This window comes from Pseudomonas sp. PA-1-3F, from assembly GCF_021609665.1.
Classification (GTDB): Bacteria; Pseudomonadota; Gammaproteobacteria; order Pseudomonadales; family Pseudomonadaceae; genus Aquipseudomonas; species Aquipseudomonas paracarnis.
The window spans coordinates 31,677-54,305 of sequence record NZ_WJZD01000034.1 but is presented as its reverse complement, the minus strand read 5'-3'; the positions used below and the strand labels follow the sequence as shown (position 1 = coordinate 54,305).

Sequence of the window (22,629 nt, the reverse complement as noted above, 5' to 3'; positions counted from 1 at the left end):
GCTGGACGCTGGTTTTGGGCGGGGCAGTCCAAGGGATGTTTATCGCATGGAAACCCCGATGCTCCCTGGACTAGGGTGGAAGCAAGCCCCATGTGGGGTGCTTGTGGAGAACAGAAAATGGAGCGACGTCACAGAAGGATCAACAGTAAAAAAAGGCGCAAGTTGATTGCCGCCTACAAATTGCCGGGCGCACCTGCCAGGCAGGCCGCTTGCGCGCTGGATAGCGACGATGATTGCAATGCGGCCGTGGTCAACAACGGGGTGATTTCATTTGCCGAAGGCTTGTCGGCGTTGAACCGCGAATACGTACGCAAAAGCTATCTGCTGGCCAGCAGTTATGTGAGCGATGTGCTGAACGTCCAGCGGGGCAGCGAGGCGTGGTACGAGGAATTTATCAAGGTAATGGTCAGCCTGGGGTGGCTGCCGCTGCGCAGTCGCTTTGAGCGGGTCTCGCGTGCGGGCAAGGGCCTGACGGTGCAACTGGCGGCGCTGAATATCATCGCCTCGATGCTGACGTCGACGGCGCTGTTCGGGCCACTGCTTAGCGCCTTGCCCAAGCTGGCCGCCGATGCGCTGGATGCATTGAAGCGTCAGCCAGCGTCTTTCGAGCTGTTCAAGCGCAATTGCGCGGTGCATGAGGGCGGCGATTTCGGCCTGGCCTCCTGCGCTGAAACAGACGGCGAGTTGATCATGGTGCTGGTGACCTACAGCACCCATGGTGTGGATAAACAGGTGGGCCTGCCCTTCCTGGAGTGGGATAGCTCCTCGTTCGAGGCGTTCAGCGGGCAGACTTGCCTGGTGCTCAATACCTCTATGGTCAACGAGAAAACCATCCAACTGATGCGCGAAAGCGCCGGTGACAAAGTGGAAATGGCTATCGCCAAATACCGGATCTAGGGCACCAGGTAGCCGCGTACCCCGGTAAAAATGATTTGCGCGGCCAGGGCGCAGACGAACAGGCCCATCAACCGGCTGACAATCTGCAAGCCCTGGTCGCCGAGAATGCGTTCGATACGGTTGGACAGGTACAGCACCACGCCTACCGTCAGGCTGGCCAGGGCAATACTGAGGATGGCGGTAAGCTTGTCGTCCCAGTGTGGTTGGCTGACGCCCATCACCAGCAAGGCGCCGATGGTGCCGGGGCCGACGGTGAGAGGGATGGTCAGCGGCACGATGGTCACGTCCTGCTGCACGTTGTCGGTCTGCACCGCCGACTTGCCCTGGGCCATGCCCAGGGCGGAGATAAACAACACGCTGCCGGCGCCGATACGGAACGCGTCGACGGTAATGCCGAACACACTGAAAATCACCCGGCCAAACAGGTAGAGCAGCACGCTCGATACCAGGGTGGCCAGTGCAACTTTCCACGCCAGGCGCCGACGCTCCTTGCTGGAATAGCCACGGGTCAGGCTGATAAAGCAGGACAGCACAAAGAACGGGCTGTAGAGCACCAGCATCTTCAGGTAAACGCTGAATAACACATGGAGCATGAGGGCGGCTCGCGGGCGGGGAAAGTGTGGAGGAGTCTATCCGACACAGATCAAATGTGGGAGCTGGCTTGCCTGCGATAGCGGTGGGTGTGATCGTTCCCACGCTCTGCGTGGGAATACATCCAGTGACGCCCTGCGTCGCGTTCAAGCAGGACGCGGAGCGTCCCGGGCGGCATTCCCACGCGGAGCGTGGGAACGATCATCAGGAAAGGGTGCTGTGCTCAGGGCGCTGTTGGCGCTGCGCGACCCAGTAGTCCACCAGCTCGCGCAACTGCGACAGTTCCACCGGCTTGGCCATATGCCCGTCCATGCCTGCCTGGCGTGCGCGTTCTTTGTGTTCCGACAGGATATGCGCGGTGAGCGCCACCACTGGCGTGCGCACGCGTTGGTGGCTGACTTCCCATGCCCGCAGTTGCTGTGTGGCGGAGAAGCCATCGAGAATCGGCATTTCGCAGTCCATCAATACCAGGTCATAGCGCTGGGCTTTCATCGCTTGCAGCGCTTCTTCGCCGTTGCTGGCGGTGTCCGGGTCGAGATTGAGCTTGCCGAGCATGCCACGAATCACTTTGGTGGAAATGCTGTTGTCTTCGGCTACCAGGATGCGGAAATCGCTGGGCACGGTCATGGCTGCCGGTGCGCTGGGGGCCGGGCGTGCCACGGGTGCGCCTTTGCTGCGCTGGGCCAGTTCATCAGCCAGGGTGGTCTTGAGGGTATAGCCAGCCACCGGTTTGGCGAGGATGCGCTTGATCCCGCAGTTGCGCGCAATGATCTTGCTCGGTGCGTTACTGATTCCGGTGAGCATGATCAGCAGGATGTCGTGGTTCAGGCTCGGGTCTTCCTTGATTTTCGCCGCCAGTTGCATGCCGGTCATGCCGGGCATGTTCTGGTCCAGCAGTACCACGTCGAAATAATCACGCAGGTGCGCCTTGGTGCGCAGCAGCGCCAGGGCCTCCTTGCCCGAAGGCACGGCGCTGACGTTCAGGCCCCAGGCCGTGCATTGTTGCACCAGGACTTTGCGGCAGGTGTCGTTGTCGTCCACCACCAGCACGCGGGCGTCCTTGAGCGGGCCGTCGAGGTCGCTGGTCGGGTGTTCCAGGCGTTCCGGGTCCAGCGGCAGGGTCAGCCACAGGGTACTGCCCTGGTGGCTCCCACTCTTGACGCCGAACTCGCCGTTCATCAACAAGATCAGCTGGCGTGCGATGACCAAGCCCAAGTGGCCGCTCAAGCGCGTCGCCGAAAGGAAGTTCTTGCTGTGCAGTTCGCTGTGCAACAGGGCGTCGCGTTCGGCAGCTTCCATGGGCACGCCGCTGTCTTGCACGGCAATGCGCAGGCGTGGCTTGGTGCTGCGCTCATCCAGGGCGACAACGATCAGCACTTCGCCTTCATCGGTTTTGTGCAGGGCGTTTTCCAGAAGGCTCAGTAAAGCCTGGCGCAGTCGCGTCGGGTCACCGCTGATCACTCGTGGTACCTGGGGTTGGATGAAGCTGATCAGCTCGACATTCTGTTGCTCGGCCTTGGCGCGGAAGATGCTCAGGCAGTCGTCGATCAATGCATTGAGATCGAACTGCACATCATCGAGTTCGATCTGCCCGGATTCGAGCTTGGAAATGTCGAGAATCTCGTTGATCAGGGTGAGCAACTCATTACCGGCGCTGTGGATGGTCTGCACATAGTCGCGTTGCTTCACCGACAACGGCGTGCCCAGCAGCAACTCGGTCATGCCCAGCACACCGTTCATGGGCGTGCGGATTTCGTGGCTGATCTTCGCCAGGAACTCGGCTTTGGCGGCGATTTCGGCATTGCTGGCCGCCAGGTCGCGGCTCAGGCTGAAACGGGTTTCGACAATGGCGCGCTGGCGCTCGCCGAGGGCCAGGCTCATCAGCAGGCCACTGAGGCAGATAAAGCTCAACAGGGTGACGATCAGCCCCTGTGGCGCCACCAGGGTAAGGCCGAGCAGTGCGGGCAGAATGATCAGCGTGCCGATGTTGAACACCACCATGGCCGCCACGAACAAGCGCGCCGGGCGGTAGCCTTTTTGCCAGTGATAGGCCGAGACAAACAGCATGCTCAGGCCCGCCAGCGCGACCAGGGCATAGGTGATGATGTTCAGCGGCAAGGTGTTGACGAACAACAGGAGCAGGCCGCACAGGATGATCAGCAGGATGTCGGCCATCAACACTTTGTTCAGCGGGTGCGGGCCCAGGGGCATGAAGAAGCGGTAGGCGAACATCAGCCCACAGGGTGCGGTCAGCAGCAGGGCCAGGTAGGCACCGGGGGTCTGGATTGCGTGCCAGTTCGGCAGCCATGGCCCCACCAGGTTGAGCAACAGCGCCAGGCTGAGCATCAACAGGAACTCGCACGCGGCCAGCCACAGGCTGCTGCGCGAGCGGTGGTAGGCGAAGCGCGTGAGGTTGTGCAGGATCAGCATCGACAGCACGCCGAACAGCAGGCCGTAGATCAGCGTCTGGTTCTGGTTGGCGGCGGCCAGCACCGCTGGTTCCAGGGTGATGTAAGGGCGCAGCTCGTGTTCCGAGACCAGGCGCAGGTATACCTCCAGTGGCCGTTGGCTCTGAGGCATCGGCAGCATGAAGTCACTGCTGGGCAACGAGCGCTCAGCCTGGGGTTGGCGTGTGCCGGTGGTTTGTTGCTCCACCAGGGTGTCGCCGTCCAGCACATAGAGGCTCAGGCTGGAGAGGTCCGGGGCGAACACCCGCAGCACTTGTTCGTGCTTGCCGGGCTGCAACCTGAAACGCACCCACAACGCACCGTCCGGCTGCGCGGCGGTGATCCGGTCCAGTTCGATGGGGCTGAATTGATTGGTATAGCGGGCGGAACGGATATCGCTCAGTTGCAGGTCGGCCTGTTCATCAAGCAATACTGCCCAGCCACTGCCTTGCGCAGCGGCCTGGGCCGGTAGCAAGCAGAGCAGGGTCAGCAGACTGATTGTGAAACCTATGGCGATCCTGAGCCAGCGCACGGCGAAATCCCTTCGGTAGGTGGATGCACGGGTTAACTATGCGCGGGGCAACAGGGTACGGCAAGGGCCAAAGGCCCTTACCTAACCGAACGGATAGCTACTGCAAGTGTAGCTGCTCAGTTGTTCTCACCGCGTTCGCGGGCAATGGCACGGTAGCCAATGTCGGTGCGGTAGAAGCAGCCCTTCCAGTCGATTTTCGCCGCCAGTTTGTATGCCTGTTGTTGCGCGGCATCGACACTGGCACCCATCGCGGTGGCGCACAACACGCGGCCACCGGCGGTTACAACTTTGCCGTCCTTGAGCGCGGTGCCTGCATGGAACACCTTGCCTTCCAGCGCAGCGGCGGCGTCGAGGCCTTCGATCACATCGCCCTTGGCGTAGTCGGCGGGGTAGCCACCGGCCGCCAGCACAATCCCAACGCTAGGTCGTGGGTCCCACTGCGCTTCGATCTTGTCCAGGGCCTGGGCGAGGGCGGCTTCCACCAGCAGCACCAGGCTCGATTGCAGGCGCAGCATCACCGGTTGGGTTTCCGGATCGCCGAAGCGGCAGTTGAACTCGATGACTTTGGGGTTACCGGCTTTGTCGATCATCAGGCCGGCATAGAGGAAACCGGTGTACACGTTGCCTTCATCCGCCATGCCGCGCACGGTTGGCCAGATCACCAGGTCCATGACGCGCTGGTGGACGTCGGCGGTGACAACGGGTGCCGGGGAGTAGGCACCCATGCCGCCGGTGTTCGGGCCACTGTCGCCGTTGCCGACGCGCTTGTGGTCCTGGCTGGTGGCCATCGGCAATACGTTCTTGCCGTCGACCATCACGATAAAACTGGCTTCCTCGCCGTCGAGGAACTCCTCGATGACTACGCGTGAACCGGCGTCACCAAAGGCATTGCCGGCGAGCATGTCGCGCACGGCGTCTTCGGCTTCCTGCAGGGTCATGGCGACGATCACGCCTTTGCCGGCAGCCAGGCCATCGGCCTTGATCACGATCGGTGCGCCTTTCTCACGCAGGTAAGCCAGGGCCGGTTCGATCTCGGTGAAGTTCTGGTAGTCGGCCGTCGGGATCTTGTGGCGAGCCAGGAAGTCCTTGGTAAAGGCTTTCGAGCCTTCCAGCTGGGCGGCGCCAGCGGTAGGGCCAAAGCAATCCAGGCCACGGCTGCGGAACAGATCGACGACGCCTGCTACCAGTGGCACTTCCGGGCCGACGATGGTCAGGGAAACATTCTTCTCGGCAAAATCCGCCAACTGCTCCAGGGCCAGCACGTCGATGGCGACGTTTTCACACTTGGCTTCGATGGCGGTGCCGGCGTTGCCGGGAGCAACGAAGACTTTCTGCACGCGTGGGTCCTGGGCTACTTTCCAGGCCAGGGCGTGTTCACGGCCACCGCTGCCAATGATCAAAACATTCATTTCAAAAACCTCGTTAGGATGATCGTTCCCACGCTCTGCGTGGGAATGCCTCTACGGACGCTCTGCGTCCGAGGGACGCGGAGCGTCCCTGGCTGCGTTCCCACGCGGAGCGTGGGAACGATCAATCAGTGGCGGAAGTGGCGCATGCCGGTGAAGACCATCGCAATGCCAGCTTCATCAGCAGCGGCGATGACTTCTGCATCACGCATCGAACCGCCTGGTTGGATCACGGCGGTCACGCCTGCTTTCGCGGCGTTGTCCAGGCCGTCACGGAACGGGAAGAACGCATCGGAAGCCATCACCGAGCCCACCACCTGCAAACCGGCATGTTCAGCCTTGATCGCGGCGATACGTGCCGAGTTCACGCGGCTCATCTGGCCAGCGCCGACACCGATGGTCTGGCGGTTCTTGGCGTAGACGATGGCGTTGGACTTGACGTATTTGGCCACTTTCCAGGCGAAGATCAGGTCGTTGATCTCTTGCTCGGTCGGCGCGCGCTTGGTCACGACTTTCAGGTCATCGCTGCCGATCATGCCGATGTCGCGGCTCTGCACCAGCAGGCCGCCATTGACGCGCTTGTAGTCCCAGGCCGCGGCGCGGTCTGCCGACCACTCGCCACAGGCCAGCAGGCGCACGTTGGCTTTGGCGGCGACGATGGCGCGGGCTTCTTCGCTGACGCTTGGGGCGATGATCACTTCGACGAACTGACGCTCGACGATGGCCTTGGCGGTCTCGGCATCCAGTTCGCGGTTGAAGGCAATGATGCCGCCGAATGCGGATTCGGTGTCGGTGGCGTAGGCCAGTTCGTACGCCTGGCGGATACCGCCTTCAGCGTCCGGGCTGACGGCCACGCCGCACGGGTTGGCGTGCTTGACGATCACGCAGGCCGGCTTGACGAAGCTCTTTACGCATTCCAGCGCGGCGTCAGTGTCGGCCACGTTGTTGTAGGAGAGTTCTTTGCCTTGCAGTTGAGTGGCGGTGGCGATGCCCACTTCGGCCGGCTTGGCTTCCACGTAGAACGCCGCACTCTGGTGCGGGTTCTCACCGTAGCGCATTTCCTGGGCCTTGATGAACTGGCTGTTGAAGGTGCGCGGGAACTGGCTGCGACCTTCTGTGCTCAGGGTGTCAGCCGCTTGGTTCACGGTGCCCATGTAGTTGGCGATCATGCCGTCATAGGCGGCGGTGTGTTCGAACGCCTTGAGCATCAGGTCGAAGCGCTGGGCGTAGGTCAGGCCACCGGCCTTGAGGTTTTCCAGGACGTTGGCGTAGTCGCTGGCATTGACCACGATGGCCACGTCCTTATGGTTCTTGGCCGCCGAGCGCACCATGGTCGGGCCGCCGATGTCGATGTTTTCGATGGCGGTCGGCAGGTCGCAACCTGGCTTGTTGATGGTGGCTTCGAACGGGTAGAGGTTAACGGCCACCAGGTCGATCGGCTTGATGCCGTGCTCGGTCATGATGGCGTCGTCGATGCCGCGACGGCCGAGGATGCCGCCGTGGATTTTCGGGTGCAGGGTCTTGACGCGACCGTCCATCATTTCTGCGAAACCGGTGTAGTCCGCGACTTCTACTGCGGCCACGCCGTTGTCCTGCAGCAGTTTGAAGGTCCCGCCCGTGGAGAGGATTTCCACACCCAGGGCTTCCAGCTCCCGGGCAAATTCAAGGATCCCGGTCTTGTCGGAAACACTGATCAAGGCACGGCGGATCGGCAGGCGGGTGGTCTGGTCGGTCATCTCAATTTCCATCAAAAGCAAAGGAAGTCAGCAAAAAAGGCGACCGGTTTTACGCGGGCGCCTTTCTGGTTTGATTGAATGCTTACAGCAAATCGTACTGCTTGAGCTTTTTGCGCAAGGTGCCACGGTTGAGGCCCAGCAGCTCACTGGCTTTGGTCTGGTTGCCCTTGACGTAGTTCATCACGCTTTCGAGCAAGGGCGCCTCGACTTCGGAGAGCACCAGGTTGTACACATCCGTGACGGAAGCGCCCTCAAGGTGGGCGAAATAATTGTGCAGCGCCTTCTCGACACTCCCGCGAAGGGTCTGGCCTTCTTCGCTCGGCGTGTTGAGGTGCTGTTTCAAATTGACATTGTCGCTCACGGGTGTTGTTCCACTCACTAAAGTCTCGGTCATCATCGTCATGCGGCCACCCCTTCTCCATCCCCTGTTCCCAGGCTCTTGTCGCGTCCGGCGAAGAACTCACGAACGGTGGCGACCTGTGCCTGCGTTTCATCCAAACGATTGAACTGAGCGCGGAATTCCTTGGCGCCCGGCAAGGTGGCGAGATACCAGCCGACATGCTTGCGAGCAATGCGTACTCCCATCACGTCCCCATAAAAGGCGTGCAGGGCGGCCAGATGCTCTAGCAGAATACGTTCCACCTCGACCAACTCTGGTGCCGGCAAGACTTCACCGGTACGCAGGAAATGCTCGATTTCACGAAAAATCCACGGCCGCCCCTGGGCGGCCCGGCCAATCAACAAGCCATCGGCACCGGTCGCGTGCAGCACGCGCCGGGCTTTCTCGGCACTGTCGATGTCGCCATTGGCAAAGACGGGCATCGACACGGCCTGCTTGATCGCGGCAATGGTGTCGTACTCGGCTTCACCGGTATAAAGGTCGGCGCGGGTACGGCCATGCACCGCCAGCGCTGTAATGCCTGCCTGTTCAGCGATCTTCGCCACCGTCAGGCCATTCTTGTTGTCCCGGTCCCAACCGGTACGAATCTTCAGGGTCACCGGTACATCCACTGCGCCAACAACGGCCTGCAGGATCTCGGCGACCAACTGCTCATCTTTCAACAGTGCGGAACCGGCGGCCTTGTTGCAAACCTTCTTGGCCGGGCAGCCCATGTTGATGTCGATGATCTGTGCACCCAGCTCCACATTGGCCCGTGCGGCATCCGCCAGCATCTGCGCATCGCCCCCGGCGATCTGCACCGAGCGTGGCTCGGGATCACCTTCGTGGATCATGCGCATCCGCGACTTGCGGGTGTTCCACAGACTCATGTCGCTGGTAACCATTTCAGAGACTACTAGACCCGCGCCCAAACGCTTGCACAGCTGACGAAAGGGCTGGTCGGTGACACCCGCCATCGGGGCGAGGATCAAGCCGTTTTGCAATGTGTATGGGCCGATGCGTACCGCCGACATAGGACTTCCCTGTTGTGGGGCCGGATCATTAGAGTTCGAAAAAGGGTTGGCATGATACCCGCTCTCGATGACTGGTTAAAGGCTGAATTGGATAAAATCTGAACAGTTACTTTTTTATCGCCATCGGTTTGGTTGACGGCGGTCAAGTCAATAATCCGCCGTCAAACCTCGGTGGGCACGCCGTTTTACTCGGGCGAGTGGAAGCTCAGGCTGTAGTTCACGGCTCTATTGCCCGGATCAAGAATGTCCAGGGAGATGTGGATAGGCGTCTGCGAGGGCATTTCGCTGACGCCAGCCAACTCGCCGCTGAGGTATTCGGCGGGCTTGAAGCGACGACTGGCAATCAGGCTGCCGTTCAAGTCCGCAAAGCGCAACTCCAGCAGCGGGAAGGGCTGAGAGAAGGTCGCACGGTTATAGATGATGGCATCGACCACCAGCGCCCCGGCGAATTCGGGGTGGCTGCGCACCACCAGATTGCTGCTCTTTATGTGGGTAATGTCGACCCGCGATGGCACGGTGCACCCCAGTTTCGGGCATAACGCCTGGAACCAGGGACGGTAGGCGTCCTGGCGGGCCAGGTCGTCGAATTGGTAGGCGATGTACTGGCCGGCCAGGCCTGCGGCGGCGAGTACCACCAACAATATCCAGACCAGACGGCGACCCCAGCCTGACGGACGCTTCTGCGCATACAGGTGCAGGGGGTCGTCTTCCAGGTCCTGGAGCAACTCGTCGTGTACACCAGCCTCCGTTCGCGCGCGCTTGCGGCGCGGCTGTGCGCGGTCTTCGGGTTCAGGTTCATCGTGCTCGTCGCGGGTGGGTATCAGCGGCGGGTCGAGGTCGTCATCCACGGTAGTGGCGTGCAGAGCTGGTTCGTCATCGAGTTCGTCGACGTGGGCCGACATGGACGGTTCGGTGCGCTGTTTGGACGCAGGTGCCTTAACCGGCTCGGGCTCTTCTTCTGGTGCCTGGGCGCGCTCTTGGGGTGGCTCACTGAACAGGCTGGCCGCCCACTTTTCTTCCTCGGCCTTGACCGTATCGCGGCTGGCGCTGAAGGACTCTTCCTTTTGCCGACGGTCGGCACCTGGCTGGCGACGTTCCGCACCCAAGGCCTGGGTATGTTGGATCTCGCGACGTTCCAGCTTGGCCAGTTCCTTGTCCAGGTTATCCAGGTCCAGCTCTTCGGCCGTCCACTGTTTCTGGCTGATGGCCCGTGGTGGCTCGGGAGGTGCTTCGCCAATCGGTTCGGGGGTTGTCGGCGCTTCAGGTTCCGGCGCAGACGCCTGGGCACGTTGCTCCAGCAACTGGCGAGCGGCGTTGAACACTTGCAGGCACGAGCCGCAACGCACCACGCCGCGGGCCACGCTCAATTGAGCGTGGTTGACGCGAAAGCGCGATTGGCAATGTGGGCACTGGGTGACGAAACTGTCGGTCATGCGGCCATCCGATTCAGGCAAGCGCTCATTCTAGCGCCGACGACCGCTGATGCGTACCCAGCCATCACGGTTGGCGATCGGGTCCAGCTCGAAGTCTTTGGCGTAGGCCGCAGCCACGTCTTCACCTTGCTCGGCGAGGATGCCCGACAGCGCCAGGCGCCCGCCCGGCTTGACCAGGCTCGACAGTTGCGGCGCCAGCGACACCAGTGGCCCGGCGAGGATATTGGCCACCAGCACATCGGCCTGAACCTGGGGCAGGTCCTCAGGCAGGTAGAGTGGGAATTTGCCTTCGGCAATGTTGTTGCGCCCGGCGTTATCGCGGGAGGCTTCCAGGGCCTGCACGTCGATATCGGTGCCCACGGCCTCCTTGGCGCCCAACAGCAGGGCGGCGATGGCCAGGATCCCCGAGCCGCAACCAAAGTCCAGTACGTTGCTGTCGGTCAGGTCCTGGCCGTCCAGCCATTCCAGGCACAGGGCGGTGGTCGGGTGCGTGCCGGTACCGAACGCAAGGCCCGGGTCCAGCAGCAGGTTGACGGCGTCTGGCTCGGGCGCGGCGTGCCAGCTTGGCACGATCCACAGGCGCTGGCCGAAACGCATGGGCTGGAAGTTGTCCATCCAGCTGCGTTCCCAGTCCTGGTCTTCGATGACTTCGCTGTGATGCTCGGGCAGCGGGCCGCCGGTGAGCAGTTCCATATGGGCCAGCACGGCGGCGGCGTCGGTGCCGTCCTCGAACAGGGCCAGCAAGTGGGTGTGGGACCACAGCGGCGTGGTGTTGAGTTCCGGCTCGAAAATCGGCTGGTCTTCGGCGTCCATGAAGGTCACCGACACGGCGCCCACTTCGAGGAACGCGTCTTCGTAGGTTTCGGCTTGTTCTGGGCTGATGGCGAGACGGACTTGCAGCCAAGGCATGGCGGGCACCTTTGAAAAAAATGAATGTGCGGCGGGCAGGCCGCGAAAGCGCGCAAGTTTACGCGAGAGCAAGCCAGAAGACGACTGCGCCGACGATCGTTCCCGCGCTCGGCGTGGGAATGCCGCCTCGGACGCTCCGCGTCCCGTTGTTAAGGCGTGGCGCGGAGCGCCACAAGAGGCGTTCCCACGCCGAGCGTGGGAACGATCAGGGGTCGGTGGCCCATAAACAACAAAACCGCCCGAAGGCGGTTTTGTTGGGTGGAGCACTTACTGGTTGGCCAGCTTGTGTTCCAGGTAGTGAATGTTCACACCACCTTCGCAGAAGCCTTCATCACGAACCAGATCCCGATGCAGCGGGATGTTGGTCTTGATGCCGTCGACCACGATTTCGTCCAGGGCGTTGCGCATACGGGCCATGGCCTCGTCGCGAGTGGCGCCCCAGGTGATCAGCTTGCCGATCAGCGAGTCGTAGTTGGACGGAACCTTGTAGCCGCTGTACAGGTGCGAATCCACACGTACGCCGTTGCCGCCGGGCGCGTGGAAATGCTTGACCAGGCCAGGGCTTGGGATAAAGGTTTTCGGGTCTTCGGCGTTGATGCGGCACTCCAGGGAGTGGCCGTGCATCTTCACGTCGTCCTGGGTGAAGGACAGCACGTTACCGGCTGCGATGCTCAGCATCTCCTTGACGATGTCGATACCGGTGACCATCTCCGATACCGGGTGCTCTACCTGCACACGAGTGTTCATCTCGATGAAGTAGAAGCGGCCGTTTTCGTAGAGGAACTCGAAGGTACCGGCGCCACGGTAGTTGATGTCGATGCACGCCTTGACGCAACGCGCCAGTACTTCCTGGCGGGCTTTCTCGTCCAGGCCCGGTGCCGGGGCTTCTTCCAGTACCTTCTGGTGGCGACGTTGCAGCGAGCAATCGCGATCACCCAGGTGGATGGCGTGGCCCTGGCCATCGGACAGTACCTGGACCTCCACGTGACGTGGGTTGGTCAGGTACTTCTCCAGGTAGACCATCGGGTTGCCGAACCAGGCGCCCGCTTCGGAGCGGGTCTGCTTGGCGGCTTCGATCAGGTCTTCTTCCTTGTGCACCACGCGCATGCCGCGACCACCACCGCCACCGGCGGCCTTGATGATCACCGGGTAGCCGACTTCGCGACCAATGCGCAGAGCGGTCTCCTCGTCTTCAGGCAGTGGGCCGTCGGAGCCTGGAACGGTGGGCACACCGGCCGCGATCATGGCGTCCTTGGCCGAGACCTTGTCGCCCATCAGGCGAATGGTTTCGGCTTTCGGGCCGATGAAGGCAAACCCGGATTTTTCCACTTGTTCGGCGAAGTCGGCGTTTTCCGCGAGGAAGCCGTAGCCCGGGTGGATGCCATCGGCGCCGGTCACTTCTGCCGCGGCGATGATATTCGAGACTTTCAGGTACGAGTTCGTGGCCAGTGGCGGGCCGATGCAGATGCTTTCGTCCGCCAGTTTCACGTGCATCAATTCGGTATCGGCCGTCGAGTAAACAGCGACGGTCTTGATGCCCTCTTCCTTACAGGCGCGCAGGATACGCAGCGCGATCTCGCCGCGGTTGGCGATCAGGACTTTTTGCAGTTTCTTCGCAGGTTTCAACATCGAAGGCGCTCCGCGGTTCAAACGATGGTGAACAGCGGCTGGTCGTACTCAACCGGCTGACCGTTTTCTACCAGGATGGATTCAATGACGCCGGCTTTTTCCGCGGTGATGTGGTTCATCATTTTCATCGCTTCAACGATGCAGATGGTGTCGCCCACTTTCACGGTCTTGCCCACTTCAACGAAGGCTGGCGAGGTCGGTGCCGGGGTGCGGTAGAAAGTACCGACCATTGGCGACTTGACCACGAAGCCGTTCAGCGCAGGAGCGGCTGGGGCGGCAGGTGCAGCGGCGGCGGCAGGTGCGGCAGCCGGAGCTGCAGCGGCTGGAGCCGGTGCTTGCATCTGTGGCGCGTAGAACTGTTGGGCCGGGGTCTTGCTGTGACGGCTGATTCGTACGGACTCTTCGCCTTCCTTGATTTCCAGCTCGTCGATACCGGATTCTTCCAGCAGTTCGATCAGTTTCTTAACTTTACGGATATCCATGAATCATCAACTCCCAAGGGTCGGTCAGGGGCGTTTAGCCTGTTCTTCAATGTGTTCCAGGGCGGCCTCCAGGGCCAGTCGGTAACCGCTGGCGCCAAGGCCGCAGATCACTCCTACCGCTACGTCGGAGAAGTAAGAGTGATGGCGGAAAGCTTCGCGTTTGTGCACGTTCGATAAATGCACTTCGATGAATGGGATGCTCACCGCCAGCAGCGCGTCACGTAATGCAACGCTTGTGTGCGTAAAAGCGGCGGGATTGATCAGAATAAAGTCCACGCCTTCGCCGCGCGCGGCATGGATGCGATCAATCAATTCATACTCGGCATTGCTTTGCAGGTAGAGCAAATGGTGGCCGGCTTCACGGGCCCGCTTTTCCAGGTCGAGGTTGATCTGGTCCAGGGTCACTGCCCCGTAGACGCCCGGTTCGCGGGTGCCAAGCAGGTTCAGGTTGGGTCCGTGAAGAACCAGTAAGGTCGCCATTGGCTGTTCCTTGTTATTGGTGTGGGTGCGTCAGAACCCGGCGACTATGCCGCAAAGCCTTTGTGACTGTCCAGTTCTATGCAGTAGCCGGCACGATTAGCGAGGATTGCGCAAAATTTGTGACTGGGAGACGGCATTTGGTCAGTGTGGGAGCTGATCGCACCCACGCTCCGCGTGGGCACGCATCCAGTGACGCTCTGCGTCACGGCTTTAAAGCGGGACGCGGAGCGTCTGGGGCGACATTCCCACGCGGAGCGTGGGAACGATCAGCCACATTGCGGTCTTCATAGAGGGCCGGATCGGGTTAGACGCGGAAGGCTTGCACGGCGGTAGTCAGTTGCCCACCCAGTACCAGCAGGTGCTCGCCCTGGCTACGGCCCTGGCCAATACGCAGCAAATTATCCTCACCCAATTGATGAATCCGCTCACTGTTGTCGCGTATCTCGCTCACGGCGCCACTCTGCTGCGCGGTCACATCGGCAATGCGTACGGCGGTATCCGAGATGGTCTGGATCGCCCCGACGATTTCATCCAGCGCGCCATCCGCCGCCTGGGCCTGCTGGGCGGTGGCTTCGGCGTGTTCGACCTGGGCGCGCATGCCTTCTACCGACTGGTGCGCGGCGCTTTGCAGGCCGGCGATCAGGCCCTGGATTTCGGCGGTGGCGCCGGCAGTACGCTGGGCCAGGGAGCGCACTTCGTCGGCTACCACGGCGAAACCACGTCCGGCTTCACCGGCGCGGGCGGCTTCGATAGCGGCGTTGAGCGCCAGCAGGTTGGTCTGGTCGGCAATCGAGCGAATCACCGTGAGCACGCCGCCGATGGTGGCGGACTCTTCGGCAAGTTTCTCGATCATCTGCGCGTTTTGCTGCACTTCGCCTACCAGCGCATGCAGCCCGGTGAGGCTCAGGCCGATAACGCGCTGGCCTTGCTCCACGGCTTGGCCTGCACTGCGACTGGCCCCGGCGGCCTGGCTGGCATCCCCGGCGACTTGCTGGATGGTGGCTTCCAGCTCGCCCAGGGAATCACGGATTTGCGCGGTGTCGCCGGCCTGGCGCTCGGCTCCGTCGTGCAGGCCGCTGCTCAGTTCGGCCAGGGCGCGGCTGCTGCCTGCCACTTCTTCGGCATTGCCACGGATGGTGCCGACCAGATCCACCAGGTAGGCGCGCAGGCGGTTAAGGGAGGCCTCGATATCGTGCAGTTCACGGTTGGTCTTGCCCAGGGCAATCGGTTGGCTGAAGTCGCCTTCGGCCCAGGTCGACAAGGCGGGTGCCAGGTTGGTCAGCACGCCCGCCAGGCGGCGTTGCAGGGTATCGATCAGCAATGCGATCAGCAGGATCAGACCAATCATCACCCCCTGCATCACACGCACTTCACCCTGAATCTTCGCGTGTTGCGCACGCACCACGGGTTCCAGGCCGGCGATGGCCTGTTGTACGTTGGTGATTTTAAGGTGGGTGCTGGCGGCGAGATCGGCGCGTTGCTGGATCTGTTCACGGGTGCGTTGGAGTTCGGCGGGGTAGCGGGTCAACAGGCTGTTGAGTTCGCGCTTGAGGTCGACGCCGGTGTCCTGGGCTTCGGTTTTTTCGGTATTTTCCAGGCCCATCAACGCGGAAAAATCATCGGTGTGGGATTCAGCGCTGGCCTTTATTCCCAATAAGGGCAGCTGCGCAAGCAGGTCGGCCTGAGTGCGCAGGTTGGTCACTTCCCGCTCGACATCCGCGGCCAACTCGGCGCGCCCGCTGCTGACTAGCTTGTCGCGGGCCAGGGACAGTTTGCCCAGGTGCTGTGAGGCTGCGAGCAATGGCGACATATAATGCGCAGCCTCCGCGGAATTGACACCGCTGGCGTACTGGCTCAATTGTTCCAGGTTCGCGCCCAGTTCACGCTCGGCTTGCAGCAACAGGGCTTGCGGGTCGCCAGCCAATTTACCGGCGGCCAACAGGTCGGTCTTGCTGAAAGTCTCCAGGTCCATGAGGCTGGGGCGCAGGTTTTGCGCCAAGTCGGGCGGCAGTTCGCCCAGCTGAAGCTGCAGGCTTTCCAGGCTCTGGGTTGCACTGCTCAGGCGCAGGGCATCGCCGCTGGCTAAGTAGTCCTCGATGTTACGGGCAGCCTGGTTTTGAAAGACCTGGGACAACCCGAGGTAGCGCTCCATCAACAAGTACGGACGCTCCAGCGCCCGTTGCGACCACCACAGTGTCGCCCCGAGGGCCAGGCACACAGCCACCAGCAGAAGGGTATTGAGATTGGTCAGCAGCTTCAGGCGCATGCGGGGTTTCAACCGACGGCAAGAGATAAGCGCCTGAATTTATTGCGTTTGTATTACAGCGTTATGACCGAATCGGTGGATTCTGGTGAAAAGATGGCACTTTGCTTTGATGTGCGAGCGGCTTGCACGCGATTACGTCCGGCGTCCTTGGCGCGGTACAGCGCTTCGTCAGCCTGGGCGGCCATCATCAAGCTGTCGGAACCGTCGCACAGCTCCACCAGGCCGGCGCTGAAGGTGCACCACAAATCCTGCGGTTGGGCGGGGTAGTGGATTTCTGCAAAGCGCCGACGAATGTCGTCCAGCACCTTGCAGGCCGATTCCAGGTCGGTGTCGGGCATCACGATGGCGAACTCTTCACCGCCGTAGCGGCCGATGTAATCGGTCTTGCGCAAACGCTGCTTGAGAAACAGTGCCAGGCTCTTGATCACCCGGTCGCCCATGGGGTGGCCGTGGCTGTCATTGACGCGCTTGAAGTGGTCGATATCGAGCATGGCAAAGCTCAACGGCTTGTTCTCGCGGCGTGCGCGGAAGCTGCAATCTTCGAGCAGTTGCAGGATATGCGTGTGGTTGTACAGCCCGGTCAGGCTGTCGCGCACCATCCGTGCCTTCAAGTTGCGCGCACGTGACGCACGGTTGCGCACAGTGGTGATCAGGTGACGCGGCTTGATCGGTTTGGTGAGGAAATCGTCACCGCCCTCGCTCATCGCATCCAGCTGTTTATCCAGGTCGTCCTCGGCCGACAGGTAAATGATCGGCACACTGACGTAGCGGTCGTTGTGGCGAATCACCTTGGCCAGTTCGGTGCCGGTACAGGCAGGCATGTACATGTCGAGGATGATCAGGTCGGGCTGGAAATCCGCCAGCTCGGCCATGGCCTGGATCGGTTCGGTCAATGTGCGGGTGACAATGCCGGCACTGTTGAGCAGGCGTTCGGTGTGCAGCGCCTGGGCCCGCGAGTCGTCGATGATCAGCACTTTGTACGGTTCGTACTGGGCCGCGCAGGTTAGCACTTCGATCTTTTCCAGCAGGCTTGAGGCCTCCAGGGTGCCGGTCAGGAACTCTTCGCCGCCGGCGCGTACGGCGGCCAGGCGTGTCGGGGTGTCGGTTTCGTGCAGGCTGAAAAACAACAGCGGCAGCTTTTGCTCCAGGCCCTCCTGGGCCTCTGCCGCGAGCTTCAGGCCCAGGCCGGTGCCGCAGAAGTCCACGTCCATCACGATCGCCGACGGCAAACGCTCGGCCATGGACGCGCGAAAGGCGGCGACGCTGTCCAGGGCGTGGGCGCCCATGCCGAAGAACTCCAACTGCTTGGCCAGGCGTTCGGCGCGGTCATGGTCGGCCAGCATCACATAGATCGGCTTGCGCATCGGCGGCAGGAAGGTTTGCTCAAGCTGATCGCCCTGGCGCAGGCCGGTGCGGGACAGGCGTTGCATCAAGCGGTTGAGCTCGGTGATCAGTTGGCTGCTCAGACGGCCACGGTTCTCGTCCACAGCCTGCAAGGATTGACTGATATGCCGTGCCAGTTGTGTGTGTTCGGGCTGTTCGAAGCGTTCGGCGAAGCGTTGCAGGCGCATGTTGGCTTCGCTGAGTTCGGAAAAGTCGGCGTTCGACCACTCGCTGCGTTGCAGGCGCTGCCAGATCTCAAGAATTTGACGTGCCTGATGAATTACCCGCTGGGCAAAGTGCTGCTTGAGACGCTCGCGGCTGGGGTCTTCTGACTCGGTCATATCCTGACTACTGTGAGGGTGCATGCTGAGGTCGACTGATGGCTCTATGCTAGCACCTCTTTTCTGATAGATGAGTGTCATACGTCAATTAAGTCTGCGTGCCTGCCATTCAGTTATTGACCAATGGGTCGCGCAGCGTAAATCGCGTGCATCCTTTATAGTCCAAGCGCGCTGGTGCGCCAGTTTCGTGTAAAAGCCCCGCACCGATGGGCACGATGGGGTAGGGTTGTGGTCGGAATGTCTGAACGCACCCGGACAATTGACGTGCATGAACTCAAGTGATTGAAAGGATATCGCCATGCTGGACTGGAAAAACCGCGAAGGCAGTGCCAAAGGCCCCGCCCCTGAGCCCAAGTCGGCCAACCGCAGCTATTTTCGCAACCTGCTGATGAGCCGGGCGTTGCTCAGCATCATCGGCTTGTACCTGCTGGTCACCGGTGGCCTGGGTTGGTACTGGAGCCAAGAGCCGGCGCTGTTTCCGGTGCAGCAAAATGCCCAGCTTGCCGCCGAGAAGGAAGGCAAGCAGATGGTGGTGGGTTACACCACCGTCGAAACCCTCAAGACCGTGGTTGGCACCTTGCTGAACAAGCCAGGCGGCTACATCTCCAACGATCGTTTCCCGCCGGGCTTGTGGATGGACAACATGCCGAGCTGGGAATACGGCGTGCTGGTGCAGGTGCGTGACCTTACCCGCGCCCTGCGTAAAGACTTCGCCCGCTCCCAGTCGCAGTCGGCTGAAGACGCTGACTTGGCCAAGGCCGAGCCGCGCTTCAACTTCGACAACAAGAGTTGGGTGCTGCCATCCAGTGAGTCGGAATACCAGGAAGGCATCAATTCCTTGAGCCGCTACGAAGCGCGCCTGTCTGACCCGAACCAGCGCGGCGCGCTGTTTTATGCGCGTGCCGACAACCTCAACAACTGGCTGGGCGATGTGGCCACACGTTTGGGCTCGCTGTCCCAGCGTCTGTCCGCCAGCGTGGGCCGGGTCAAGTTGAACACTGCGCTGAAAACCGAGGCGCTGGCGCCGGGTGAAGTGCCGCAGGTCGATGAAGAAGTGGTGGAAACCCCATGGATGCAGATCGACAACGTGTTCTACGAAGCGCGCGGCCAGGCATGGGCCCTGTCCCATCTGCTGCGTGCCATCGAAGTCGATTTTGCCGACGTACTGGCCAAGAAAAACGCCACGGTCAGCGTGCGCCAGATCATTCGTGAGCTGGAGGCCTCGCAAGAACCGGTATGGAGTCCTATGATTCTTAACGGCAGTGGCTTCGGCGTACTGGCGAACCATTCGCTGGTGATGGCCAACTATATTTCCCGGGCAAACGCTGCAGTGATCGACTTGCGTCAGCTCCTCAACCAGGGTTGATGATGGACGCTACTCAAAAGGAGGCCGCACACCGAGCGGCCTCCGACGCTGAACTGATCTGCTGGGTCGACGAGCAGGACCACCTGCTCGGTCACCTGGTCAGGTCCGACCTGCGCCAGCGCGGCTTGATCGGCCGTTGCACATTTATCTTCCTGTTCAATTCCAAAGGCGAGCTGTGTGTGCACCGGCGCACGCTGAGCAAGGCGCTGTATCCAGGGTATTGGGATACGGCGGCGGGTGGGATGGTGGCGGCGGGAGAAAGCTATGCCCTGTCGGCACAGCGGGAATTGGCGGAAGAGCTGGGCGTGAGTGGCGTGGAGTTGGTCGAGCACGATCATTTTTACTTTGAAGATGGCGACAGCCGCCTGTGGTGTACGTCCTACTCTGCTGTATGGGACGGCCCGCTGTGTTTGCAGCCTGAAGAGGTCATGGAAGCGCGTTTTCTATCCATTGAAACGGTGCTTGCAGAGGCCGAGCAAAAGTCTTATTGCCCGGACGCCCAAGAGGGCTTGCGGCGCTATCTCGCCTCACGTCGCTAAAGTTGTATAAATTGGCGCCATTTGGCTCTTAGCAACTTGGCTTTTTGCCGTTACACTGCGCGCCTTTTCACCCGAACCGCTATTGTTTCACCCTGTAGGAGCGAGCTTGCTCGCGAAAAACGCCAAGACACCGCGTGCTGGCTGAATGCCCGCGTTATCGTTGACGATCTTCGCGAGCAAGCTCGCTCCTACAGTGGTGGTGGCCTTGACGGTTCGGTAGCGCTGCCCCTGCCTGAGTGGGGCTTCGCGGTCGGTCACCGCCTTGTGCGGCGCCGATCAGTCTTCATCCTCCCAAGAGGATTGCCGGTGGCCAAAAAAGCCGCATCCTTCGCCGCCCTTGGTGGCCTGGTATTTTCCACCGACGCAGGTCGACACTGCCCGGACTGTCGTCAGCCCGTGGATTCGTGCACCTGCAAACAGACCCTGATCCCCGAAGGCGACGGTATTGCCCGCGTGCGTCGCGAGAGCAAAGGCCGTGGCGGCAAGACGGTGACCACTATCACCGGCGTGCCCCTGGCTGAAGAAGCCCTGAAGGAATTGGCCACCTCGCTGAAAAAGCGCTGTGGCACCGGTGGCGCGTTGAAAGACGGGGTTATCGAGATTCAGGGCGATCACGTCGAGTTGCTGTTGGCCGAGCTGATCAAGCTCGGGTACAAGGCCAAGAAGTCCGGCGGCTGAAAGCCTCTTCCCAACCTGTGGCTAAACTCTGTCCTGCCAGTGGGGTCTACTTCCCTTGCAGGCAAATCGTCATTTTCATTCTTTAGACTGCGCCAGCCTCCGCGAGAGGTGGCGCCTTCGCCTTCATTTATAGGGGACTTCGATGTCCGTACGACGCACACGCAAAGACGATGGCAGCCAATGGACAGTTGCGGACAGCCGCAGTGTTTACGGGATTCGCCATTGGGGGGCCGGGTATTTCGCGATCAATGAAGCCGGTCGCGTAGAAGTCCGTCCGAACGGCCCGAACAGCACGCCCGTCGATCTGTACGAGCAAGTCGATGAGTTGCGCAAAAGCGGCCTGTCGTTGCCGTTGCTAGTGCGCTTCCCCGATATCCTGCAAGACCGCGTGCGCCAATTGACCGGTGCCTTCGATGCCAACATCGAGCGCCTGGAATACCAGAGCAAATACACTGCGCTGTACCCGATCAAGGTGAACCAGCAGGAAGCGGTGATCGAGAACATCATTGCCACCCAGAACGTTTCCATCGGCCTGGAAGCCGGCTCCAAGCCTGAGCTGCTGGCCGTGCTGGCCCTGGCGCCGAAGGGCGGCACCATCGTCTGCAACGGTTATAAAGACCGTGAGTTCATCCGCCTGGCGCTGATGGGCCAGAAGCTCGGCCACAACGTGTTCATCGTGATCGAGAAAGAGTCCGAGGTGGGGCTGGTGATCGAAGAGGCGGCGAGCCTCAAGGTCAAGCCGCAGGTGGGCCTGCGTGTGCGCCTGTCGTCCCTGGCATCGAGCAAGTGGGCGGACACCGGTGGCGAGAAATCCAAATTCGGTCTGTCGGCAGCCCAGTTGCTGTCAGTGGTCGAGCGCTTCCGCGCAGCCGGCCTGGACCAGGGCATCCGCCTGCTGCACTTCCATATGGGCTCGCAGATTGCCAACCTGGCCGACTACCAGCACGGGTTCAAGGAAGCCATTCGTTACTACGGCGAACTGCGCAACCTCGGCCTGCCGGTGGACCACATCGACGTCGGCGGTGGCCTGGGCGTGGACTACGACGGCACGCACTCGCGCAACGCCAGTTCGATCAACTACGACATGGACGACTACGCCGGCGTGGTAGTGGGCATGCTCAAGGAATTCTGCGACGCGCAGAGCCTGCCGCACCCGAACATCTTCTCCGAAAGCGGCCGCTCCCTGACCGCTCACCACGCCATGCTGGTGGTGCAGGTGACGGACGTCGAGAAGCACAACGACGAAATCCCGACCATCGAAAACAAGGAAAGCCTGCCGGAAACCGTGCAATGGCTGGTGGACCTGCTGGGCCCGACCGACATCGAGATGGTCACCGAAACCTACTGGCGCGCCACCCACTACATGAGCGACGTGGCCACCCAGTACGCCGACGGCAAGCTGACCCTGGCCGAAAAAGCCCTGGCCGAACAGTGCTACTTCGCGGTGTGCCGTCGCCTGCACAACTCGTTGAAAGCCCGCCAGCGCTCGCACCGCCAGGTGTTGGACGAACTCAACGACAAGCTGGCCGACAAATACATCTGCAACTTCTCGGTATTCCAGAGCTTGCCGGATACGTGGGCCATCGGCCAGGTCTTGCCGATCCTGCCGCTGCACCGCCTCGACGAAGAGCCGCTGCGCCGCGCCGTGCTGCAAGACCTGACCTGCGACTCCGACGGCAAGATCAAGCAATACGTCGACGAGCAGAGCATCGAAACCAGCCTGCCGGTTCACGGCTTGAACGAAGGCGAGGACTACCTGCTGGGTATCTTCCTGGTCGGCGCCTATCAGGAAATCCTGGGCGACATGCACAACCTGTTCGGTGACACCGACTCGGTGAACATCTACCAGCGTGAAGACGGTTCGGTGTACAGCGCCGGGATCGAGACTCACGACACCATCGAAGACATGCTGCGCTATGTGCACTTGTCGCCGGAAGAGTTGATGACGCACTACCGCGACAAGTGCGCGAGCGCGAAGATCTCGGCGTCCGAGCGTACCCAGTTCCTGGATGCGTTGCGTCTTGGGTTGACTCGTTCTTCTTACTTGTCTTCTTGAGTCGTGCGGCCTCACCGGAACTGAGCGAGTGTTCGTTTAGTTCCT

The 22,629-nt window shown here is 61.2% G+C and carries 17 protein-coding genes and 1 pseudogene; 5 read left to right on the top strand and 13 right to left on the bottom strand.

All coding sequences use genetic code 11. From position 1 onward, the window contains the following. The first annotated feature begins 117 nt into the window (after window positions 1-117). Window positions 118-897, top strand: coding sequence for a hypothetical protein (locus tag GIV26_RS21930; RefSeq protein ID WP_054918794.1), 780 nt, complete (start codon window positions 118-120; stop codon window positions 895-897). Here the strand turns inward: GIV26_RS21930 and GIV26_RS21925 are convergent. The 13 genes and pseudogenes from GIV26_RS21925 to GIV26_RS21865 form a co-directional block, all read right to left on the bottom strand. Continuing rightward, window positions 894-1,490: a MarC family protein gene (locus GIV26_RS21925; protein WP_003171467.1), complete on the bottom strand. Its 597-nt coding sequence runs from the start codon at window positions 1,488-1,490 to the stop codon at window positions 894-896. The two genes, GIV26_RS21930 and GIV26_RS21925, sit on opposite strands and share 4 nt — an antisense overlap. 202 nt (window positions 1,491-1,692) lie before the next feature. Beyond that, window positions 1,693-4,467, bottom strand: a complete 2,775-nt coding sequence (locus GIV26_RS21920) for a hybrid sensor histidine kinase/response regulator (RefSeq protein ID WP_034126413.1) — start codon at window positions 4,465-4,467, stop codon at window positions 1,693-1,695. A 116-nt stretch (window positions 4,468-4,583) separates the two neighbouring features. Next, on the bottom strand, window positions 4,584-5,876 hold the full coding sequence (purD, locus tag GIV26_RS21915) for a phosphoribosylamine--glycine ligase (RefSeq protein WP_236282202.1): 1,293 nt from the start codon (window positions 5,874-5,876) through the stop codon (window positions 4,584-4,586). A gap of 125 nt (window positions 5,877-6,001) precedes the next feature. Then, a complete protein-coding gene (gene purH / locus GIV26_RS21910) occupies window positions 6,002-7,609 on the bottom strand; it encodes a bifunctional phosphoribosylaminoimidazolecarboxamide formyltransferase/IMP cyclohydrolase (protein WP_034126415.1) in 1,608 nt (535 codons plus the stop codon). An 82-nt stretch (window positions 7,610-7,691) separates the two neighbouring features. Further along, entirely contained in the window at window positions 7,692-8,012 is a 321-nt protein-coding gene (fis, locus tag GIV26_RS21905) for a DNA-binding transcriptional regulator Fis (protein ID WP_002555375.1), read from the bottom strand. Then, window positions 8,009-9,022: a tRNA dihydrouridine synthase DusB gene (gene dusB / locus GIV26_RS21900; protein WP_034126416.1), complete on the bottom strand. Its 1,014-nt coding sequence runs from the start codon at window positions 9,020-9,022 to the stop codon at window positions 8,009-8,011. Before dusB ends, fis begins: the two co-directional genes overlap by 4 nt. Before the next feature lie 185 nt (window positions 9,023-9,207). Continuing rightward, a complete protein-coding gene (locus GIV26_RS21895; RefSeq protein WP_236282200.1) occupies window positions 9,208-10,455 on the bottom strand; it encodes a DUF3426 domain-containing protein in 1,248 nt (415 codons plus the stop codon). A 30-nt stretch (window positions 10,456-10,485) separates the two neighbouring features. After that, window positions 10,486-11,364, bottom strand: a complete 879-nt coding sequence (gene prmA / locus GIV26_RS21890; RefSeq protein ID WP_034134793.1) for a 50S ribosomal protein L11 methyltransferase — start codon at window positions 11,362-11,364, stop codon at window positions 10,486-10,488. 267 nt (window positions 11,365-11,631) lie between these two features. Continuing rightward, the gene (gene accC / locus GIV26_RS21885; RefSeq protein WP_003188188.1) at window positions 11,632-12,993 is read right to left on the bottom strand and encodes an acetyl-CoA carboxylase biotin carboxylase subunit; all 1,362 of its coding nucleotides are present in this window, start codon (window positions 12,991-12,993) and stop codon (window positions 11,632-11,634) included. 17 nt (window positions 12,994-13,010) lie between these two features. Next, on the bottom strand, window positions 13,011-13,475 hold the full coding sequence (gene accB, locus GIV26_RS21880; protein WP_003188191.1) for an acetyl-CoA carboxylase biotin carboxyl carrier protein: 465 nt from the start codon (window positions 13,473-13,475) through the stop codon (window positions 13,011-13,013). A 24-nt stretch (window positions 13,476-13,499) separates the two neighbouring features. After that, on the bottom strand, window positions 13,500-13,955 hold the full coding sequence (gene aroQ, locus GIV26_RS21875; protein ID WP_003188192.1) for a type II 3-dehydroquinate dehydratase: 456 nt from the start codon (window positions 13,953-13,955) through the stop codon (window positions 13,500-13,502). A gap of 304 nt (window positions 13,956-14,259) precedes the next feature. Further along, window positions 14,260-14,775 (bottom strand): annotated as a pseudogene (locus tag GIV26_RS27425) (methyl-accepting chemotaxis protein); the annotation flags it as partial. A gap of 1,499 nt (window positions 14,776-16,274) precedes the next feature. Then, entirely contained in the window at window positions 16,275-17,945 is a 1,671-nt protein-coding gene (locus GIV26_RS21865; RefSeq protein WP_236282189.1) for a response regulator, read from the bottom strand. 298 nt (window positions 17,946-18,243) lie between these two features. On the opposite strand from GIV26_RS21865, the gene GIV26_RS21860 reads away from it, so the two are divergent. The 4 genes from GIV26_RS21860 (at window position 18,244) to speA (ending at window position 22,584) form a co-directional block, all read left to right on the top strand. Continuing rightward, entirely contained in the window at window positions 18,244-19,311 is a 1,068-nt protein-coding gene (locus GIV26_RS21860) for a DUF2333 family protein (protein ID WP_003188197.1), read from the top strand. Between the two features lie 2 nt (window positions 19,312-19,313). Next, window positions 19,314-19,850: an NUDIX hydrolase gene (locus GIV26_RS21855; RefSeq protein WP_054918781.1), complete on the top strand. Its 537-nt coding sequence runs from the start codon at window positions 19,314-19,316 to the stop codon at window positions 19,848-19,850. A 306-nt stretch (window positions 19,851-20,156) separates the two neighbouring features. Next, window positions 20,157-20,528 (top strand): translation initiation factor Sui1, encoded by a 372-nt coding sequence (locus tag GIV26_RS21850; protein ID WP_003188201.1) that lies wholly within the window; start codon window positions 20,157-20,159, stop codon window positions 20,526-20,528. A 142-nt stretch (window positions 20,529-20,670) separates the two neighbouring features. Then, window positions 20,671-22,584 (top strand): arginine decarboxylase, encoded by a 1,914-nt coding sequence (speA, locus tag GIV26_RS21845; protein ID WP_034126423.1) that lies wholly within the window; start codon window positions 20,671-20,673, stop codon window positions 22,582-22,584. Window positions 22,585-22,629 lie beyond the last annotated feature (45 nt).

Bases quoted from the DNA above. Each gene is read 5' to 3' on its own strand.
- GIV26_RS21925 (WP_003171467.1), bottom strand. From the start codon at position 1,490: ATGCTCCATGTGTTATTCAGCGTTTACCTGAAGATGCTGGTGCTCTAC.
- GIV26_RS21895 (WP_236282200.1), bottom strand. From the start codon at position 10,455: ATGACCGACAGTTTCGTCACCCAGTGCCCACATTGCCAATCGCGCTTT.
- accC (WP_003188188.1), bottom strand. From the start codon at position 12,993: ATGTTGAAACCTGCGAAGAAACTGCAAAAAGTCCTGATCGCCAACCGC.
- accB (WP_003188191.1), bottom strand. From the start codon at position 13,475: ATGGATATCCGTAAAGTTAAGAAACTGATCGAACTGCTGGAAGAATCC.
- GIV26_RS21855 (WP_054918781.1), top strand. From the start codon at position 19,314: ATGGACGCTACTCAAAAGGAGGCCGCACACCGAGCGGCCTCCGACGCT.
- dusB (WP_034126416.1), bottom strand. From the start codon at position 9,022: ATGTCGGCGGTACGCATCGGCCCATACACATTGCAAAACGGCTTGATC.
- purD (WP_236282202.1), bottom strand. From the start codon at position 5,876: ATGAATGTTTTGATCATTGGCAGCGGTGGCCGTGAACACGCCCTGGCC.
- GIV26_RS21930 (WP_054918794.1), top strand. From the start codon at position 118: ATGGAGCGACGTCACAGAAGGATCAACAGTAAAAAAAGGCGCAAGTTG.
- speA (WP_034126423.1), top strand. From the start codon at position 20,671: ATGTCCGTACGACGCACACGCAAAGACGATGGCAGCCAATGGACAGTT.
- purH (WP_034126415.1), bottom strand. From the start codon at position 7,609: ATGACCGACCAGACCACCCGCCTGCCGATCCGCCGTGCCTTGATCAGT.
- GIV26_RS21860 (WP_003188197.1), top strand. From the start codon at position 18,244: ATGCTGGACTGGAAAAACCGCGAAGGCAGTGCCAAAGGCCCCGCCCCT.
- fis (WP_002555375.1), bottom strand. From the start codon at position 8,012: ATGACGATGATGACCGAGACTTTAGTGAGTGGAACAACACCCGTGAGC.
- prmA (WP_034134793.1), bottom strand. From the start codon at position 11,364: ATGCCTTGGCTGCAAGTCCGTCTCGCCATCAGCCCAGAACAAGCCGAA.
- GIV26_RS21865 (WP_236282189.1), bottom strand. From the start codon at position 17,945: ATGACCGAGTCAGAAGACCCCAGCCGCGAGCGTCTCAAGCAGCACTTT.
- aroQ (WP_003188192.1), bottom strand. From the start codon at position 13,955: ATGGCGACCTTACTGGTTCTTCACGGACCCAACCTGAACCTGCTTGGC.